The sequence below is a fragment of the Devosia sp. 2618 genome (genome assembly GCF_040546815.1).
In the GTDB taxonomy this organism is placed as follows: Bacteria; Pseudomonadota; Alphaproteobacteria; order Rhizobiales; family Devosiaceae; genus Devosia.
In genome coordinates this window covers 3,015,658-3,031,794 of sequence record NZ_JBEPOO010000001.1, presented here as the reverse complement: position 1 = coordinate 3,031,794, position 16,137 = coordinate 3,015,658, and the positions used below count along the sequence as shown (strand labels likewise).

Annotated in this window: 17 protein-coding genes; 13 read left to right on the top strand and 4 right to left on the bottom strand. The window is 60.6% G+C overall.

Going from position 1 to position 16,137, the window contains the following annotated elements:
- The 9 genes from ABIE28_RS15065 to ABIE28_RS15025 all read left to right on the top strand — a co-directional run bounded on the left by ABIE28_RS15065 (position 1) and on the right by ABIE28_RS15025 (position 9,800).
- Positions 1–966, top strand: coding sequence for an ABC transporter permease (locus ABIE28_RS15065; RefSeq protein WP_354064302.1), 966 nt, complete (start codon positions 1–3; stop codon positions 964–966).
- Positions 967–1,148: 182 nt separating this feature from the next.
- Positions 1,149–1,559 (top strand): cytidine deaminase, encoded by a 411-nt coding sequence (locus ABIE28_RS15060; RefSeq protein ID WP_354064300.1) that lies wholly within the window; start codon positions 1,149–1,151, stop codon positions 1,557–1,559.
- The gene (locus tag ABIE28_RS15055; protein ID WP_354064298.1) at positions 1,556–2,350 is read left to right on the top strand and encodes a purine-nucleoside phosphorylase; all 795 of its coding nucleotides are present in this window, start codon (positions 1,556–1,558) and stop codon (positions 2,348–2,350) included. The genes ABIE28_RS15060 and ABIE28_RS15055 overlap by 4 nt, the downstream gene beginning before the upstream one ends.
- Positions 2,347–3,351, top strand: a complete 1,005-nt coding sequence (gene deoC / locus ABIE28_RS15050) for a deoxyribose-phosphate aldolase (protein ID WP_354064296.1) — start codon at positions 2,347–2,349, stop codon at positions 3,349–3,351. Before ABIE28_RS15055 ends, deoC begins: the two co-directional genes overlap by 4 nt.
- Before the next feature lie 192 nt (positions 3,352–3,543).
- The gene (locus tag ABIE28_RS15045; RefSeq protein ID WP_354064294.1) at positions 3,544–5,919 is read left to right on the top strand and encodes an aldehyde dehydrogenase family protein; all 2,376 of its coding nucleotides are present in this window, start codon (positions 3,544–3,546) and stop codon (positions 5,917–5,919) included.
- A 140-nt stretch (positions 5,920–6,059) separates the two neighbouring features.
- Positions 6,060–7,382: a thymidine phosphorylase gene (gene deoA, locus ABIE28_RS15040; protein WP_354064292.1), complete on the top strand. Its 1,323-nt coding sequence runs from the start codon at positions 6,060–6,062 to the stop codon at positions 7,380–7,382.
- 3 nt (positions 7,383–7,385) lie between these two features.
- Positions 7,386–8,603 (top strand): phosphopentomutase, encoded by a 1,218-nt coding sequence (locus tag ABIE28_RS15035; protein ID WP_354064291.1) that lies wholly within the window; start codon positions 7,386–7,388, stop codon positions 8,601–8,603.
- A gap of 12 nt (positions 8,604–8,615) precedes the next feature.
- Positions 8,616–9,245 (top strand): uracil phosphoribosyltransferase, encoded by a 630-nt coding sequence (upp, locus tag ABIE28_RS15030; protein WP_354064289.1) that lies wholly within the window; start codon positions 8,616–8,618, stop codon positions 9,243–9,245.
- A gap of 159 nt (positions 9,246–9,404) precedes the next feature.
- Positions 9,405–9,800, top strand: a complete 396-nt coding sequence (locus ABIE28_RS15025; RefSeq protein WP_354064287.1) for a VOC family protein — start codon at positions 9,405–9,407, stop codon at positions 9,798–9,800.
- 128 nt (positions 9,801–9,928) lie between these two features.
- On the opposite strand, the gene ABIE28_RS15020 is transcribed toward ABIE28_RS15025, so the two are convergent.
- The 4 genes from ABIE28_RS15020 to ABIE28_RS15005 form a co-directional block, all read right to left on the bottom strand.
- Positions 9,929–10,549: an HAD family hydrolase gene (locus tag ABIE28_RS15020; RefSeq protein ID WP_354064285.1), complete on the bottom strand. Its 621-nt coding sequence runs from the start codon at positions 10,547–10,549 to the stop codon at positions 9,929–9,931.
- Between the two features lie 68 nt (positions 10,550–10,617).
- Positions 10,618–11,193 carry a TadE/TadG family type IV pilus assembly protein gene (locus ABIE28_RS15015; RefSeq protein ID WP_354064283.1) on the bottom strand — a complete coding sequence of 192 codons (576 nt, stop codon included), beginning with the start codon at positions 11,191–11,193 and terminating at the stop codon, positions 10,618–10,620.
- Positions 11,193–11,756, bottom strand: a complete 564-nt coding sequence (locus ABIE28_RS15010; RefSeq protein ID WP_354064282.1) for a TadE/TadG family type IV pilus assembly protein — start codon at positions 11,754–11,756, stop codon at positions 11,193–11,195. Before ABIE28_RS15010 ends, ABIE28_RS15015 begins: the two co-directional genes overlap by 1 nt.
- 154 nt (positions 11,757–11,910) lie before the next feature.
- A complete protein-coding gene (locus tag ABIE28_RS15005; protein WP_354064280.1) occupies positions 11,911–12,363 on the bottom strand; it encodes a pilus assembly protein N-terminal domain-containing protein in 453 nt (150 codons plus the stop codon).
- A gap of 394 nt (positions 12,364–12,757) precedes the next feature.
- On the opposite strand from ABIE28_RS15005, the gene ABIE28_RS15000 reads away from it, so the two are divergent.
- The 4 genes from ABIE28_RS15000 to ABIE28_RS14985 all read left to right on the top strand — a co-directional run bounded on the left by ABIE28_RS15000 (position 12,758) and on the right by ABIE28_RS14985 (position 16,117).
- Positions 12,758–12,937: a Flp family type IVb pilin gene (locus ABIE28_RS15000; RefSeq protein WP_354064278.1), complete on the top strand. Its 180-nt coding sequence runs from the start codon at positions 12,758–12,760 to the stop codon at positions 12,935–12,937.
- A gap of 121 nt (positions 12,938–13,058) precedes the next feature.
- Entirely contained in the window at positions 13,059–13,559 is a 501-nt protein-coding gene (locus tag ABIE28_RS14995) for an A24 family peptidase (protein WP_354064276.1), read from the top strand.
- A gap of 205 nt (positions 13,560–13,764) precedes the next feature.
- Complete coding sequence (gene cpaB / locus ABIE28_RS14990) at positions 13,765–14,697, top strand: Flp pilus assembly protein CpaB (protein ID WP_354064274.1); 933 nt, start codon at positions 13,765–13,767, stop codon at positions 14,695–14,697.
- Positions 14,698–14,710: 13 nt separating this feature from the next.
- Positions 14,711–16,117 (top strand): type II and III secretion system protein family protein, encoded by a 1,407-nt coding sequence (locus ABIE28_RS14985; RefSeq protein ID WP_354064272.1) that lies wholly within the window; start codon positions 14,711–14,713, stop codon positions 16,115–16,117.
- Positions 16,118–16,137 lie beyond the last annotated feature (20 nt).

The window sequence follows — 16,137 nt, the reverse complement described above, 5'->3', positions numbered from 1 at the left end:
ATGGACATTGCAGCAATCCTCTCCATTCTTGACGCGACGATCCGCCTGTCGACTCCGCTACTGCTGGCATGTCTTGCCGGCATGTATTCCGAGCGCGCTGGCGTGTTCGATATCGGCCTTGAAGGCAAGATGCTGGCGGCTGCTTTTGCCGCTGGCGCCGTGGCCGCCATTTCCGGTTCCGCCTGGCTTGGCCTGATGGCCGGCATGGCCGTCTCGCTCTCGACCGCGCTGTTGCAGGGCGTTGCGGCCATCACGCTCAAGGGCAATCAGCTGATCGCCGGCGTGGCCATCAATATGCTGGCCGCGGGCCTCACCACTTTCCTTGGCCAGACTTGGTTCGGGCAGGGCGGTCGCACGCCGCCTTTGGGCGATGGTGGCCGTTTCACCCCCATCACGCTGCCCTTTGCCGATGAATTGCAGAATGTCCCGATCCTTGGCCCGATCTACTCCGAGCTGATTTCGGGCCACTATATTCTGGTCTATGTCGCCTTCATCATGGTCGCGGTTACCGCCTTTGTGCTTTACCGGACCCGCTTTGGTCTCCGCCTCCGCGCTGTGGGTGAAAACCCCAAGGCGGTCGATACGGCCGGTATTTCGGTTGTCCTGCTGCGCTATCAGGCCGTGATCATCACCGGCCTGCTCTGCGGGCTGGCGGGCGCCTATTTCTCCATCGCGCAGGGTTCTGGCTTTGGCAACAACATGACGGCGGGCAAGGGCTATATCGCGCTTGCCGCGCTGATCTTTGCCAAGTGGAAGCCCGTCCCGGCCATGTTCACCTGCCTTTTGTTCGGGTTTCTCGATGCGCTGCAGATCCGTCTGCAGGGCGCGCGCCTTTACGACGTGGAAATCCCGGTTCAGGCCATTCAGGCGCTGCCATACCTGCTCACCGTCATCCTGCTGGCTGGTTTCATCGGCAAGGCCGTTGGCCCCAAGGCAGGCGGTGTGCCCTATACCAAGGAGCGCTAGTTTAGCGCCCCGCAATAATAGACGTGTCGGCCCCATCGCCCCCTCGCCCCTCAGGGGAGAGGGTTGGGGTGAGGGGTGAAGCCCCCGCAATATGGCAGCGATGCTGAACCCCTCATCCGGCCCTGCGGGCCACCTTCTCTCCTCAGGGGAGAAGGGAAGTGGGGCACGAGGAGAAGTGAGTGATGCCGAATACACCGACTGATCAGGCCCTGTTCAAGGCCGCCGAAGCCGTTCGCGCCCGGGCCCATGCGCCCTATTCGCGTTTCCATGTGGGCGTGGCGCTGCTGGCCGATGACGGCGAAATCTATTCAGGCTGCAATGTCGAAAACGCCGCCTATCCTGTGGGCAACTGCGCCGAAGCCTCCGCTATCGCCGCCATGGTGGCTGGCGGCGGCAAGCGCATCACCCGCGTCTATGTTACCGGCCCGGGCTCCGCCCCGGTCACCCCTTGCGGCGGTTGCCGTCAGCGCATTCGTGAATTTGCCGATCTTGACGTGCAGATCATCTCGCATGGCGTCGATGGCGAGCCGCTCATCTGCACCCTCGAACAATTACTGCCGCATAGTTTCGGCCCGGAGTACCTACCAAAATGACTAAAGCGTCCAAGACGATTCAGAAAATCGCGGGCAATGAACCAATCGCTGCTGCCATCGTGCTGGGCTCGGGCCTGTCCGCCATTGGCGATCTGCTGACCGACAAGGTCACCATTCCCTATTCCGAGCTCAAGGGCTTTCCCGGTGGCGGCGTGTCCGGCCATGGCCGGGACCTTCTGATCGGCACCATGGGCGGCAAGCGCGTCGCCATCCTCACCGGCCGCGAGCACTATTATGAGCATGGCAATCCTGCCGCCATGCGCCCGGCGCTCGAAGCCATGGCCGATCTCGGCGCGAAAAGCATGCTGCTGACCAATTCGGCCGGTTCGCTCGACGAGCGTTTCCACCCCGGCGATCTGATGCTGATTTCCGATCACATCAACTATGCCGGCATGAACCCGCTGATCGGCGAGCCAACCGACCGCCGTTTTGTCAACATGGTCGATTGCTACGCTCCCGATCTGCGCGCCAAGGCCAAGGCCATCGGCGAACGCCTCGACATCAAGATCGGGGAAGGCATCTACCTCTGGTATTCCGGCCCGAGCTTTGAAACCGTCGCCGAAATCCAGATGGCCATTCGCCTCGGCGCCAACGCAGTTGGCATGTCGACGGCACCAGAGGTCATTCTCGGGCGTTTCCTTGGCATGAAGGTCTGGGCCTGCTCGTCCATCACCAATATGGGTGCGGGGCTGTCGACCGAGAACATCAGCCATGAGCACACCAAGACCATGGCGGTACAAGGCGCGGAAAAGCTCAAAAAGCTTATTCCTGCGCTGGTGGAGGAGCTATGAACCTACGCGTTATCGACAAGACGGCCCAAACCAACGCGCCGACCCATACCCCGCATAAGCGCAATCCCGGCTTCCCGCTCGATCTCGATTGGGTCGAACGGGTCCGCATGAACCGCTCGGCGCTGGAGCGCCGCGCCGGTTCCATCGGCGCGCGCCGCACCGTCAAAAAGGACTATCAGCTGGCCTGGTTGCTTAAGGCCATCACGCTGATCGACCTGACGACGCTCAATTCCGACGACACCGATGGCCGCGTCGAACGCCTCTGCGCCAAGGCGCGCCATCCGCTGCGTGCCGATATCCTCGAAAAGCTCGACATCGGCGACCTGCGCATCCTGCCGGGCGCAGTCTGCGTCTACCACAACTTCGTCAAGACCGCCGTCAGCGCCCTCGAAGGCACCGGCATCCCGGTTGCCGCCGTCTCGACCGCCTTCCCACATGGCCTTGCCCCGGTCGAAACCAAGCTGCGCGAAATCGAGCTTTCGGTGGCCGATGGCGCCAAGGAAATCGACATCGTCATCGAGCGCGGCATGGTTTTGCGCGGCGACTGGCAGGGCCTTTACGACCAGGTCAAGGCCTTCCGCAAAGCCTGCGGCGATGCCCATATCAAGACCATTCTGGGCACGGGCGAACTCGCCACCCAGACCAATATCGCCAAGGCGTCACTCGTCTGCATGATGGCCGGCGCCGACTTCATCAAGACCTCCACCGGCAAGGAAAAGGTCAATGCCAATCTAGTCACCTCGCTGACCATGATCCGCATGATCCGCTGGTTTGCCGAGGAAACCGGCATCGAAATCGGCTACAAGCCCGCCGGCGGCATCGCTACGGCTGGCGACGCCACCAAATACATGGCGCTGATGAAGGAAGAGTTGGGCACCCACTGGCTGCAACCCCACCTGTTCCGCTTTGGTGCATCGAGCCTGTTGACCGATATCGAGCGCCAGCTCGAACACGGCCTCACCGGCCACTACGCGGCGGATTATCGTCAGCCGATGGTGTGATGAGTGTTGGGCGCGTTTGCGCCCAGAAAACAGTCCGGTGGACTGTTTTGAACGAAGAACGCCCGGAGAGCTATGCTCGCAGGGCGCAGACAAGCCGCATGCACAATGCCTCTTCCTTCTCCCCTCGTGGGAGAAGGTGCCCGAAGGGCGGATGAGGGGGATGGCGCGCAATGCCGCGCCGAGGAGAATGACATGAACAAGATCGCGCAAATCTTCCAATCCCTCGACTACGGTCCGGCGCCCGAAGGCCCCGAGCAGGCCAATGCCTGGCTCGACAGCCACGGTCGCACGTTCGGCCATTTCATCGATGGCAAATGGACCGCGCCCGGCAAGACCTTCTCGACCGACAATCCGGCCAGCGGCGAAAGCCTCGCCCAGATCACCGAAGGCACCGCCGAAGACGTTGACGCAGCGGTCAAGGCCGCCCGCGCCGCCTTCAAGCCGTGGAGCGCGCTGTCCGGCTACGAGCGCGGCAAATATCTCTATGCCATCGCCCGCGCCGTCCAGAAGCATGCCCGCCTCTTCGCCGTGCTCGAAACCATGGACAATGGCAAGCCGATCCGCGAAAGCCGCGACGTCGATATTCCGCTCGTCGCCCGCCATTTCTACCACCACGCCGGCTGGGCGCAGCACCTCTCCCGCGAATTCCCTGACGCAGTGCCCTATGGCGTCTGCGGCCAGATCATTCCGTGGAATTTCCCGCTGCTGATGCTGTCCTGGAAGATCGCCCCCGCGCTCGCCGCCGGCAATACGGTTATCCTCAAGCCCGCCGAATTCACCTCGCTGACGGCTTTGCTGTTCGCCGAAATCTGCGAACGCGTCGGCCTGCCCAAGGGCGTGGTCAATATCGTGACTGGCCAAGGCGAAACCGGCGAGGCTATCGTTGCCCATCCCGGCATTGACAAGATCGCCTTCACCGGTTCGACCGAAGTGGGCAAGGCCATCCGGGCCGCCACGGCCGGCACCGGCAAGGGCCTCAGCCTCGAACTGGGCGGTAAAAGCCCTTACATCGTCTTTGAAGATGCCGACATCGACAGCGCCATCGAGGGCCTCGTCGACGCCATCTGGTTCAATCAGGGCCAGGTCTGCTGTGCCGGTTCGCGCCTTCTGGTGCAGGAAAGCATCGAAGAGCGCTTCATCGCCAAGCTCAAGACCCGCATGGCGTCTCTCCGCGTCGGCGACCCGCTCGATAAGTCCATCGACATCGGCGCGCTGGTCGCCCCGGTTCAAGTCGAACGCATTCGCGACCTGATGAAGCGCGGCGCTGCCGAAGGCGCAGTGATCTACGAGGCCGATGGCCCGGTCCCCGCCAAGGGCTGTTTCCTGAAACCCGCTCTCGTCACCAATGTCTCGCCCGCCAATACGCTGGTCGCCGAGGAAATCTTTGGGCCCGTGCTGGTCGCCATGAGCTTCCGCACGCCCGAAGAAGCGGTGCAACTGGCCAACAACACAAAATACGGTCTCGCCGCGACCATCTGGAGCGAGAACATCAACCTCGCCCTCGACATCGCCCCCAAGATCAAGGCCGGCGTGGTCTGGATCAACGGCACCAACAATTTCGACGCCGCCGTCGGCTTCGGCGGCTACAAGGAATCCGGCTTCGGCCGCGAAGGTGGCCGCGAAGGCATGAGCGCCTACCTTAAGCCTGCTTGGGAAAAAGACCTGAAACCGGCCTCGGTGAGACCTCATGGTGAGCCTGTCGAACCACGAGGTCGGGCAAACCCCCTCGACACCCACATCGACCAGACCGCCAAAATGTACATCGGCGGCAAGCAGGCCCGCCCCGACAGCGCCTATGAACGCCCTGTCCTGGGCCCCAAGGGCCAGTTGATCGGCGAAGTCGGCGAAGGCAACCGCAAGGACATCCGCAACGCCGTCGAAGCTGCCCGCGCTGCGCTCGGTTGGTCCACGACCGCCGCCCATTCGCGCGCGCAAATCCTCTATTTCCTCGCCGAAAACCTCGACTACCGCCGCGACGAATTCGCTGCCCGCATCAAGGCCCAGACCGGCGAAGACGGCAGCGATGAAGTCGCCCAGTCGGTCGAGCGCCTGTTCGCCTTTGCCGGCTGGGCCGACAAATACGATGGCGCGGTCCACAACCCTCCCATGCGCGCCGTCGCCGCCGCCATGATCGAACCGCTCGGCGTCATGGGCATTGTCGCGCCCACCAGCCTGCCACTGCTCGGCTCGATCGCGCTGATCGCTCCCGCGCTGGCCATGGGCAACACGGTCGTGCTGGTCCCATCCAGCCAGTCGCCGCTGTCGCTGACCGATCTTTATCAGGTCATCGAAACCTCCGACGTGCCCAACGGTGTCATCAATATCGTCACCGGCGATAGCGTGACGCTGGCCAAGACCCTGGCCGAACACGACGGCGTCGATGGCCTCTGGTTCGCCGGTTCCGCCGAAGCCTCGACCATGGTCGAAAAAGCCTCGGTGTCCAACCTCAAGCAAACCTGGACCACACGCGGTCTGGCCTATGATCTGTCCGATCGTCGGTTTGAGGATGACTACCTTCTGGGCAAGGCCACGCAGGTCAAGAACGTCTGGATTCCATACGGGGCCTAAGAATACCCCCACCTAACCTCCCCCTGAACAGGGGGAGGAATGCGCCCGTTGGTTAGGCAGGATCGCGCCACAAAACTTGATCAGTCCCTCCCCCTATCAGGGGAGGCTAGGAGGGGGTATCCCCTAGAAACGAACCGCACATGGTCTTCCTCCCCCAAGAAGTCATCGCCAAAAAACGTGACGGCCAAACCCTCTCCGCCGACGAAATCTCAGCCTTCATCTCCGGCTTCGCCAAGGGCACAGTCTCCAACGCGCAGGCCGCCGCCTTCGCGATGGCGGTCTATTTCAAAGACATGACGATGCCCGAGCGCGTGGCACTCACCCTTGCCATGCGCGATAGCGGCGAAGTGCTCGATTGGTCTGATCTCGATGGCCCTGTCGCCGACAAGCACTCCACCGGGGGCGTTGGCGACAATGTCAGCCTGATGCTGGCGCCAATTCTTGCCGCCATCGGCATTTATGTGCCGATGATTTCCGGCCGTGGCCTCGGCCATACCGGCGGCACGCTCGACAAGTTCGACGCCATTCCCGGCTATACGACCAGCCCCGACAATGCCCTGTTCCGCAAGGTCGTGCGCGAAGCGGGCTGCGCCATCATTGGTCAGACCGCCGATCTCGCCCCCGCCGACAAGGCGCTCTACGCCATCCGCGACGTCACGGCGACGGTGGAATCGATCCCCCTGATCACCGCCTCCATTCTCTCCAAAAAGCTCGCCGCTGGCCTTGGCGCGCTGGTGCTTGATGTCAAAACCGGCTCCGGCGCCTTCATGCCGACGCTGGAGAAATCAAAGGCTTTGGCGCAAAGTCTGGTCGATGTCGCCAATGGTGCCGGCCTCAAAACCATGGCGCTGATTACCGACATGAACCAGCCGCTGGCCTCCGCCGCCGGCAATGGTCTCGAAGTCCGCAATGCCGTCGATTTCCTTACTGGCAAGCATCAGGACCCGCGCCTGCGCGAAGTGACCCTGGCTCTCTGCGCGCAAGCCGCCGCCATGACCGGCCTTGCCGCCGATGGCGCTTCCGCCCGCAAGCTGGTGGACGACGCTCTCGACAGCGGTCGCGCCACCGAACGCTTCAGCCGCATGGTCGCCGCCTTGGGTGGCCCCACCGATTTCGTTGACGAGATGGACAGCTATCTCGCCCCTGCGCCCATCATTCGCGATGTGTATGCAGACGGGCAGGGCACCATTGCCGCCATCGACACCAGGGGCGTCGGAATGGCCGTGGTCGCCCTCGGCGGCGGTCGTGCCACGCCCACCGACAGCATCGATCACAGTGTCGGATTTGACCGCCTGCTGGGTCTCGGCGCCACCGCAGACAGCCACACACCCATCGCCCGCATCCACGCCCGCGACCATGCGTCCGCCGCGGATGCCGAAACCCGCCTCAAAACCGCCTACCGCCTTGGTGACAAGCCCCCTCAATCTGAGCTAATCCCGGCATATATCTCGCCAACGGAGTAAAACATGCCACGCGCCATTCTTTGCATTCTCGACAGCGTCGGCATTGGCGGCGCCCCTGACGCCGAAAAATACGGCGACGTGGGCTCCAACACCTTCGGCCACATCGCCGAATGGGCCGCCACCGGTAAAGCCGACCGCGAGGGTCTGCGCGCTGGTGCGCTCAACGTGCCCAATATGGATGCGCTGGGCATTGGCGCCGCCATCCAGCTCTCCACCGGCACGCTGCCGCCGGGCCTGTCCGCTACCGCCAAGGGCGGTCGCTTCGGCGTTGGCCGCGAAGTCTCCAAGGGCAAGGACACTCCGTCCGGCCATTGGGAAATTGCTGGCGTTCCAGTGCCGTTCGATTGGGGCTATTTCCCCCAGACCGAACCCACCTTCCCGCCCGACCTGATCGCCGAATTCGTCCGCCGCGCCAACCTGCCCGGCATTCTGGGCGACAAGCACGCCTCGGGCACCAATATCATCGCCGAACTGGGCGAAGAGAGCATCCGCACCGGCAAGCCGATCTGCTACACTTCCATCGATAGCGTGTTCCAGATCGCCGCCCACGAAAGCCATTTCGGCCTCGAACGGCTCTACGAGATCTGCCAGATCGCCTTCGAGCTCACCGCGCCACTGATCATCGGCCGCGTCATAGCCCGTCCCTTCGTCGGCGAAGATGCTGCCAGCTTCAAGCGTACCGGCAATCGTCGCGACTTCGCGATCTCGCCACCCGAACCGACCCTGCTCGACCGCAATCAGGCGGCCGGCCACCAGGTCTATGCCATCGGCAAGGTGTCCGACATTTACGCGGCCCACGGCGTCACCCACAAGATCAAGGGCACCGGCCTGCCGCAGCTGTTCGACAAGACGCTCGACGCCATGGAAATGGCCGACGACCGCGCCTTCGTCATGACCAATTTCGTCGACTTCGACAGCGAATATGGTCATCGCCGCGATGTGCCCGGCTATGCCGCCGCGCTCGAATACTTCGATTCCCGCCTGCCTGAGATCATTTCCAAGATGCGCCACGACGATCTATTGGTGCTGACCGCCGATCACGGCAACGATCCGACTTGGCCGGGCAACGATCACACGCGCGAACAGGTGCCGATCCTGGTCTTTTCCCCAAGCCTGTCGCAAGGCGAGATTGGCATTCGCAACACGTTCGCCGATATTGGCGAAAGCATTGCCGCCTGGCTTGGCCTCACGCCGGGCCGTCACGGCAAAAGTTTCCTCTAAAGGGTGGTCCCAATGAGCAATGTAACCGTCATCGATCACCCGCTGATCCAGCACAAACTCACCATCATGCGCAACAAGGAGACCTCAATCGCGGGTTTCCGTCGCCTGCTGCGCGAGATCGCGCATCTGATGTGCTATGAAGTGACCCGCGATCTCGAGCTCGAAATGATCGACATCGAGACGCCAATGGCGCCGATGAAGTCGCCTGCCATCAAGGGCAAGAAGCTGGTTTTCGCCTCCATCCTGCGTGCCGGCAATGGCCTGCTTGATGGCATGCTCGATCTGGTGCCCGCCGCCCGCGTCGCCCATATCGGCATGTATCGCGATCACGAAACACTTGAGCCGGTCGAATATTACTTCAAGGCGCCGTCAAACCTCGAAGATCGTCTGATCATCGTGGTCGACCCAATGCTGGCCACCGCCAACTCGGCGACCGTCGCCATCGACAAGCTCAAGCAACTCGGCGCCAACAATATCCGCTTCCTCTGCCTGCTGGCCGCACCGGAAGGCGTCAAGCGCTTCACCGACGCGCATCCTGACGTTCCGGTTTATACAGCGGCGATTGATAGCCACCTCAACGAGAAGGGCTACATCATCCCCGGCCTCGGCGACGCCGGCGACCGCATGTACGGCACGAAATAAGTCTTCACGCGCTGGTCGCGCTCCAGACGGGGCGCGCCACGCGCGGGGTCCTCGCTGCGCTCGTCCAGCGGTCTCCCAAAACGGGGAGTCATTCCGGCGAAGGCCGGAATCCATGTCCGCATCTCTCAGCGCCACCACGTTATTAAACAAGAGGCACCCATGGCCAAGCTCGTCCACTCGATGATCCGCGTCATCGATGAAGAACGCTCCGTCGACTATTACCGCCGCGCCTTCGGTCTCGAAATCGTCGATCGGCTCGCCTTCGCCGATTTTACGTTGGTCTATCTGGCCAACGACACCGGCGCTTTCGAGCTGGAACTGACCATCAATCACGGCCGCACCGAGCCCTACAATCTGGGCGACGGCTATGGCCATCTGGCGGTGGTTGTCGATGACGTGGAAGCCGAATATGCCCGCTTTTCAGCTGAGGGCCTGACGGTCGGCAAGCTGGTCGATTTCAAGAACGGCGACACCCCGGTCGCCCAGTTCTTCTTCGCCACTGACCCCGATGGCTACAAGATCGAAGTCATCCAGCAAGGCGGTCGCTTCCGCTAAGCCCTCTTCACCTCTCCCTTCGGGGGAGAGGTCGACCCTTCGGGTCGGGTGAGGGGCCTTCACCGAATGCGGCAATGCCCCCATCACCGGTAGAAAACCTCTCCCCGAAGGGAGAAGTGTAATTACTCTTAGCGGGCCTGCAGCGGCAGGCCGAGCGCGATCAGTTCCTTGCGCAGGCTGGCCGGGTCGGTGAAGTGGATGGCGTGCATGCCGAACTTGCGGGCGGCAACAATATTGGCCTCGTTGTCGTCGATGAAGACGCAGCTTTCAGGCGACATGCCATAGCGTTCGCAGAACACGCGATAAAGCCGTGGATCAGGCTTCACCAGGCCTTCAAGGCCAGACACAACCACGCCATCGAACTTTTCAAGGAATGGCCATTCGCCGAGGCAGCTGACCCACTTCTCCCAGGAGAAGTTGGTGATGGCAAAGGTTGGCACTTCCTGTTCGATCAACTCGTCATGGATGTCGATCGTGCCCTGAATGAAGCCGCCTAGCGTTTCTTTCCAACGCGAGTCAAACGCCTGAATTTCGCGCCAATACTTGGGGAAGCGGGTGATCAGCTTGGCCACGCCCTCGGAATAGATCTCGCCGGCGTCAAATTCGAGGTTCCAGTCCAGCGTGCAGATATTCTGGTGAAACCACAGCGCATCTTCTTCGGTCTCGAAGAGCTTGCGGAACAGATACATCGGGTTCCAGTCGACGAAAACGCCGCCAAGGTCGAATACGGGAACAAGTGTATCGCTCATGAGATATGCCGCCGATCATATAGGGAGATCACGGCTTTTGACATGCGCACCACAGGCGCGCAAGCAGCCTATTTGATATCGATGACGCGCCGGAAACGGGGGATGAAGTAGTTCTCGCGCGCCAGCTGGATCTTCTTTTCAAAGACGATGCCATAAAGCGGCAGATAGTTGTAGCTCGCCTGCGAGACGATAACGTACTGGCCGCGCGCAATCTCCACCATTTCCTTGGGAAGTGTGTACGCGATGCCCTTCGGATAGGCCGAAGGAGTGGTCATTTTGCCCCCGGAATATTCGCGTGACCAGACCACTTCTGCAGTGCCGTTGGTCTTGACCAGCACCTGCGTCACGATCTGCTTGAGGTCGGTGGAGGGGTAGGGGGTCATGATCCCACCGGACGCCAGGAAATAGTCCTGCAGCGTAGCAGTATCGATACTGGTTTCCGAGCGCGCCACCAGATCGCCCACTGTACCGGCAATGGTCTGCATCCGCCGATCCATGGTGATCAGCGCGCTCGCTTCTACAGAGCCAATGTAGACAAACAGCATGACTGGCAGGATCAGCGCAAATTCTACCGCTGCCACCCCCTCCTGAACGAAGGTGAACTGACGCACGCGTTCAATAAATGTCCGCCACAACACTTTCATCAGAAGGGCTCGTTCTTGAACACGGCAGCCGCGCCTAGAAGGCGCTTGCCCTCTGGCAGGTCAGCGAGGCTCATGCCGATCGTGGGCATGACGGTCGGCCATTTGTAGTAGACCTGAACCAGCATGATGCTTGAGGTCAGGCCGGGGGTGAAGCTGTCTGGCCTGCTCCAGCCGCAATTGGTTTTGCACGTCCAGTCGACCGGTGGGCTGATCGATGCGGCATTGAATTTGCCAAGAACCTGCACTTCGACATGCAGTCCGCTGCAGTCTGAAAACAGTCCGTAAAGTCTATTGCAGACCTGGCTGCGGAAGTCGTTCAAGTTCATGCTGGCGGCCTGAGCCTGTCCGGTGCGGATAGCCCGGCTGGCGTCCTGCACTGCGCTTTCGAGAATCTGACCCGACAGAAAAACCATCGAGGTTTCAAAAATCGCGCCGAGAATGGAAAAGAATGGCAGCGCCAGAATGCCAAACTCGATAGCGGTGACGCCACGTTCATCGCGTACGAAGCTGCGCCGCCGAGGCAGCACGGCGCGTCCGATTAGTGATGCAATCTTTCCAGCCATGATCCACGCTCTATAGCAATGGACGGACGCTAACCCGCCTTGGCTAATCGAAAGTTAGGAATCGGCTTTCAATAGTCTGCAAATACTATGGTGGTTAAAGGAGTATGGACGGCCTTGGTAAGTAGTCGCCCGGAGTCATTGCAGAAGATGCAGCTTAGTTGCCGAGCTGCTGAATGATCTGGGACGATGCCACGGCCTTGGCAGAGAAATCGGTGTCGTCGCCCATCATCACCACGGCCTGGCAGGTTGGCGCGCAGGACAAGCTGGTCCGCGCCTGTCCCTGGAATACCGTCACGGTGCCCGCCTGCATCTGAACCACTTCGATCATGGTATCGGCGATCGGGTTGCCGTTATTGTCAAGCACGATGAGATTAGTCTGGCCAAAGCTCTTGCCAGTCAGCACCAGCGTCTGTGGGTCCTGAATGGTTACGTCGGCAATGCCGGGATTGCCGATGATCACCGTTGCCGCCGCCGCATTGATGCGCAGGATGCGCGCCATGTTGACGTTGACGTTGATCGCGCCATCCGCCGCAAAGACCGTAGCTGGCGCCAGGCTCGATGCCAGCATGAGGCTGAAGGCGAAGGCGGCGGTGAGCATGGGACGCATGATGATATCCGGCGGTACTGATACGCGATGTCCCTATTTTCAGCGCGAATGGTTTATAATTGGCAAACGACCTCTTCAAAGACAGTGAGGCTCGATATCAAGAATTTAACCAAGTAACATAGCGTCGTGGAAATTCATTCGGAGTTGTCGGCTCGGATGCGCCATAAAAGCTGCCTTATATATAATATAGAGCGCTCCAGGGTTGTTCCGTAAAATGCAATCGATCGCGTTAACACTCTGATTAGCATAGTAAAAAGCGCGTCGATCTTTGTCAGTTCTCGCGTTCCAATTAACTCAATCTCAACAGGTCAAAGTTAGTTTCATACATGTTCGATGTGTGACGTGTCGGACGATGAGCGCCAGCAAATGGCGCAGATAAAAATGGAGCCTGGGAATGAACATCTTCGCACGTTTCGCCAAGGACGAGTCCGGCGCAACCGCAATTGAATACGGCCTTATCGCCGCTCTGATCTCTGTCGGCATCATTGCCGCTGCAACCACTCTCGGTGGCAACCTTGGTAACCTCTTCAACTACCTCGGCACCACCCTCAAGGCAAAGACGCCAACCACCTAAGTTGTGCGACTTGTCTAGGTATGGGGAGGAGCAGTTTGCTCCTCCCTTTTTATTTGAGCTTTCTTAACTGCGCATTGGCACACTGGCGGCGCCAGCCTTCTTGCTGACGGGAGTACCGAGAATGTCCACTATTGCGCTGTTCCTCTTTCCCCTTGGCATGGCCTTTGCGGCGTCGTCCGATCTTTTGACGATGCGGATTTCCAACAAACTCGTTCTGCTTCTCGTCGTTGCGTTCTGCATCGTGGCGATGGCGATCAACCTGCCACTGCAGCAATTTGCCATGCACATCGTGTGTGCCTTGACTGTATTGGCCGTCGGCTTCGTGTTCTTCGCCCTGCGCTGGGTGGGTGGTGGCGACGCCAAGCTCGCCGCGGCAACTGCGCTCTGGCTCGGTTTTGGCCTCACCCTGCCTTATCTGGTATATGCCGCTCTGCTCGGCGGTCTGCTGACGCTGATCATCCTGGCTCTGCGCCGCCTGCCCATGACGCCGATGCTGATGCGCTATGTGTGGCTCGAGCGCCTCTACAACCCCAAGTCGGGCGTACCCTACGGTATCGCCTTGGCCATCGCCGGCATGATGACCTATGCCAGCTCGCCAATATTCGAGCGGCTCGCTGCCTGATAACCGACCGACACTCTGGAAGAATTGAATGGCCCAATACTGGGCCATTTTTTATTGCTCTACTGCATATGATCAAAATCAGCTGAAATTTATATCTTGTTAACTGAAGTCGCAAAGACCCGGTTAACCAAACTTTGACCCTTTGGGTGCAAAGTTCACGCCGTGGAACTGGGCTTGTTATGCCCGAGTGCAACCGGAGTGAGTCATGAAACCGGCGCGTTTGATACTGTTGCTTGTGGCGCTGGTCGCTGGTGGCCTTGCGGCCTTTCTGGTTACGCGTGGCGGCGGTGATGCTCCGGCAGTGGCCCAGACCGAATATGTCCGGGAAACCAGCACAAAGATTCTCGTCGCTAAGACACCAATCGGCATGGGTGAGCGGCTCGGGCCGTCAAACGTCGAGTGGCAGGATTGGCCAGAAGGCGCCATTCGCTCCGAATATGTGACCATTTCCGCGCTGCCCGATGCACCCGAGCAGCTCAAGGGCTCTGTTGCCCGCTTTGAATTCTTCCCCGGCGAGCCGATCCGCGAAGCCAAGCTCGTACGCTCCGATCAGGGTTATCTGTCCGCGGTCCTGTCGCAGGGCATGCGCGGCGTCTCTGTTGGCGTCACCGCCGTATCGAGCGCCGGCGGTTTTGTGGTGCCCAACGATCACGTCGACGTCGTGCTGACCACCCAGTCGACGGCCGGTCAGCATTCCGAAGTCATTCTCGCCAATGTCCGCGTTCTCGCCATTGGCACGCGTCTGGGTGAAATGGGCGCAAGCGGCGGTCAGGAAGATCCAAACTCGCCAGGGCCGACCCCGGTGACCTTCGACAACTCGACCATTGCAACGCTTGAGCTCAACCCATCCCAGGCTGACAAGCTGATCAATGCATCGACGCTCGGCCAGCTCAGCCTGACGCTGCGCTCGGTCGTCGATTTCAACGAAACGATTACGGCGCAGACCCCCAACGCAAATCAGACGGTCCGTCTGATCCGTTTCGGCCGCGACGAGTCGATCATGGCTGGCTCCAATTCCGCTCTGGGAATCCCGGTCGTGAACGCGGCCGCAACCCCCGAGCCCTACGCCGACACCCATCAGACAAACAATGTGTACCAGGGTCTGGCAACTGTCGATCCCCAGGTGGTGCCCGAGTAGGGCGGAGATGATCATGATCGCACAACTCAGCACTTTCCGCCGCCACGCCGCTGCGACACTGGCCGTCACCGTTCTGGCGACCCTTTTTGCGCTGCCCAGCCTGCCCGCATACGCCCAGGAAACGCAGGTGACGATTTCGTCAGCCTCCTATGGTGCGACCCGTCGGGTTGAAATCCATCTCAACAAGACCGTGCTGGTCGACCTGCCTGCAGGCGCAGCCGAAGTCATCGTGTCCCAGCCCAACGTCGCGGCAGCCATCATGCGCAGCCGCACCCGGGCGCTGGTTCAAGGCATTACCGGTGGCGACACCAATATCTTCTTCCTCGACGATCAGGGCCGCACTATTGCCGTGCTCGACGTCAAGGTGATGGAGGAGCCCTCCCAGGTCGGCAACGCTCTTGAACTCGCCCTGGCGCGCGTTATTCCCGGTTCCAATATCCGCGTTGAATCGGTCACGCTGGGTGGCAATACCAATCGCGTCGTGCTGACCGGTACTGTCTTGTCCGGCGAAGATAGCGCCCGTGCCACGGCCGTAGCCGTTCAATTCGCCGGCGATGAGAGAAACGTCGCAAATATCATCGACGTCAAGGGTTCTCAGCAGGTCATGCTGCAGGTCACCGTGTCGGAAGTGAAGCGCGATGTGGCCAAGCAGCTCGGCATCAATCTGTCGGGTACGCTCAGCGTCGGCAACGCCAACTTTGGCTTCAACAACGTCGCCACGGGCGCCGGCTTCACCACCAATGACGCTACCGGCAAGTTCGGTATTGGCAATCTGCAGATCGACGCGGCCATCCGGGCGCTCGAAACGCGCGGTGGCCTGCGTGTTCTGGCGCAGCCTACGCTCACCGCCATTTCTGGCCAGCCAGCCAAGTTCCTGGCTGGTGGCGAGCTGCCCTACTATACGTTCGATTCGAACAACCCCAACAACCGCACGGTGGAGTTCAAGCCATACGGCGTCGAGCTGAGCTTTACCCCAGTGGTCAAGTCCAACGGCACGATCGCCATCACGATCGACACATCTGTGTCTGATCCGCAGTCGGATGGCTCGCTGACCCGCCGCCAGGCCAATACCTCGGTCGAGCTGGCAGCTGGAACCACCCTGGCCATCGGCGGCCTGCTGCAGGAAACGTCCCGTCAGCAGATCAACCAGATGCCGGGCCTGGGCAATATCCCGATCCTTGGTGCTCTGTTCCGCTCGCGCGATTTCCAGACCCAGCAGACCGAACTGGTGATCCTGGTCACGCCATATCTGGTCAATCCAAGCCCGGTCAATTCGATCGAAGTGCCGACGGATCGGTCGGCCGTGGCCAGCGATGCCGAAGGGATTTTCCTCGGACGTCTCGAAAATATCTACGGCGTTGGCAGCACCGGCGCGATGCGTGGCGGTTTTAGCGGTTCGGTTGGTTTCGTCCTAGATTGAGACTGGCCGTCTTGGGAGTT

Bases quoted from the DNA above. Each gene is read 5' to 3' on its own strand.
- upp (WP_354064289.1), top strand. From the start codon at position 8,616: ATGAGCAATGTAACCGTCATCGATCACCCGCTGATCCAGCACAAACTC.
- ABIE28_RS15035 (WP_354064291.1), top strand. From the start codon at position 7,386: ATGCCACGCGCCATTCTTTGCATTCTCGACAGCGTCGGCATTGGCGGC.
- ABIE28_RS15005 (WP_354064280.1), bottom strand. From the start codon at position 12,363: ATGCGTCCCATGCTCACCGCCGCCTTCGCCTTCAGCCTCATGCTGGCA.
- ABIE28_RS15025 (WP_354064287.1), top strand. From the start codon at position 9,405: ATGGCCAAGCTCGTCCACTCGATGATCCGCGTCATCGATGAAGAACGC.
- ABIE28_RS14995 (WP_354064276.1), top strand. From the start codon at position 13,059: ATGTCCACTATTGCGCTGTTCCTCTTTCCCCTTGGCATGGCCTTTGCG.
- ABIE28_RS15015 (WP_354064283.1), bottom strand. From the start codon at position 11,193: ATGAAAGTGTTGTGGCGGACATTTATTGAACGCGTGCGTCAGTTCACC.
- ABIE28_RS15000 (WP_354064278.1), top strand. From the start codon at position 12,758: ATGAACATCTTCGCACGTTTCGCCAAGGACGAGTCCGGCGCAACCGCA.
- ABIE28_RS14985 (WP_354064272.1), top strand. From the start codon at position 14,711: ATGATCGCACAACTCAGCACTTTCCGCCGCCACGCCGCTGCGACACTG.
- ABIE28_RS15055 (WP_354064298.1), top strand. From the start codon at position 1,556: ATGACTAAAGCGTCCAAGACGATTCAGAAAATCGCGGGCAATGAACCA.
- ABIE28_RS15065 (WP_354064302.1), top strand. From the start codon at position 1: ATGGACATTGCAGCAATCCTCTCCATTCTTGACGCGACGATCCGCCTG.
- deoC (WP_354064296.1), top strand. From the start codon at position 2,347: ATGAACCTACGCGTTATCGACAAGACGGCCCAAACCAACGCGCCGACC.
- ABIE28_RS15045 (WP_354064294.1), top strand. From the start codon at position 3,544: ATGAACAAGATCGCGCAAATCTTCCAATCCCTCGACTACGGTCCGGCG.
- ABIE28_RS15020 (WP_354064285.1), bottom strand. From the start codon at position 10,549: ATGAGCGATACACTTGTTCCCGTATTCGACCTTGGCGGCGTTTTCGTC.
- cpaB (WP_354064274.1), top strand. From the start codon at position 13,765: ATGAAACCGGCGCGTTTGATACTGTTGCTTGTGGCGCTGGTCGCTGGT.
- deoA (WP_354064292.1), top strand. From the start codon at position 6,060: ATGGTCTTCCTCCCCCAAGAAGTCATCGCCAAAAAACGTGACGGCCAA.
- ABIE28_RS15060 (WP_354064300.1), top strand. From the start codon at position 1,149: ATGCCGAATACACCGACTGATCAGGCCCTGTTCAAGGCCGCCGAAGCC.
- ABIE28_RS15010 (WP_354064282.1), bottom strand. From the start codon at position 11,756: ATGGCTGGAAAGATTGCATCACTAATCGGACGCGCCGTGCTGCCTCGG.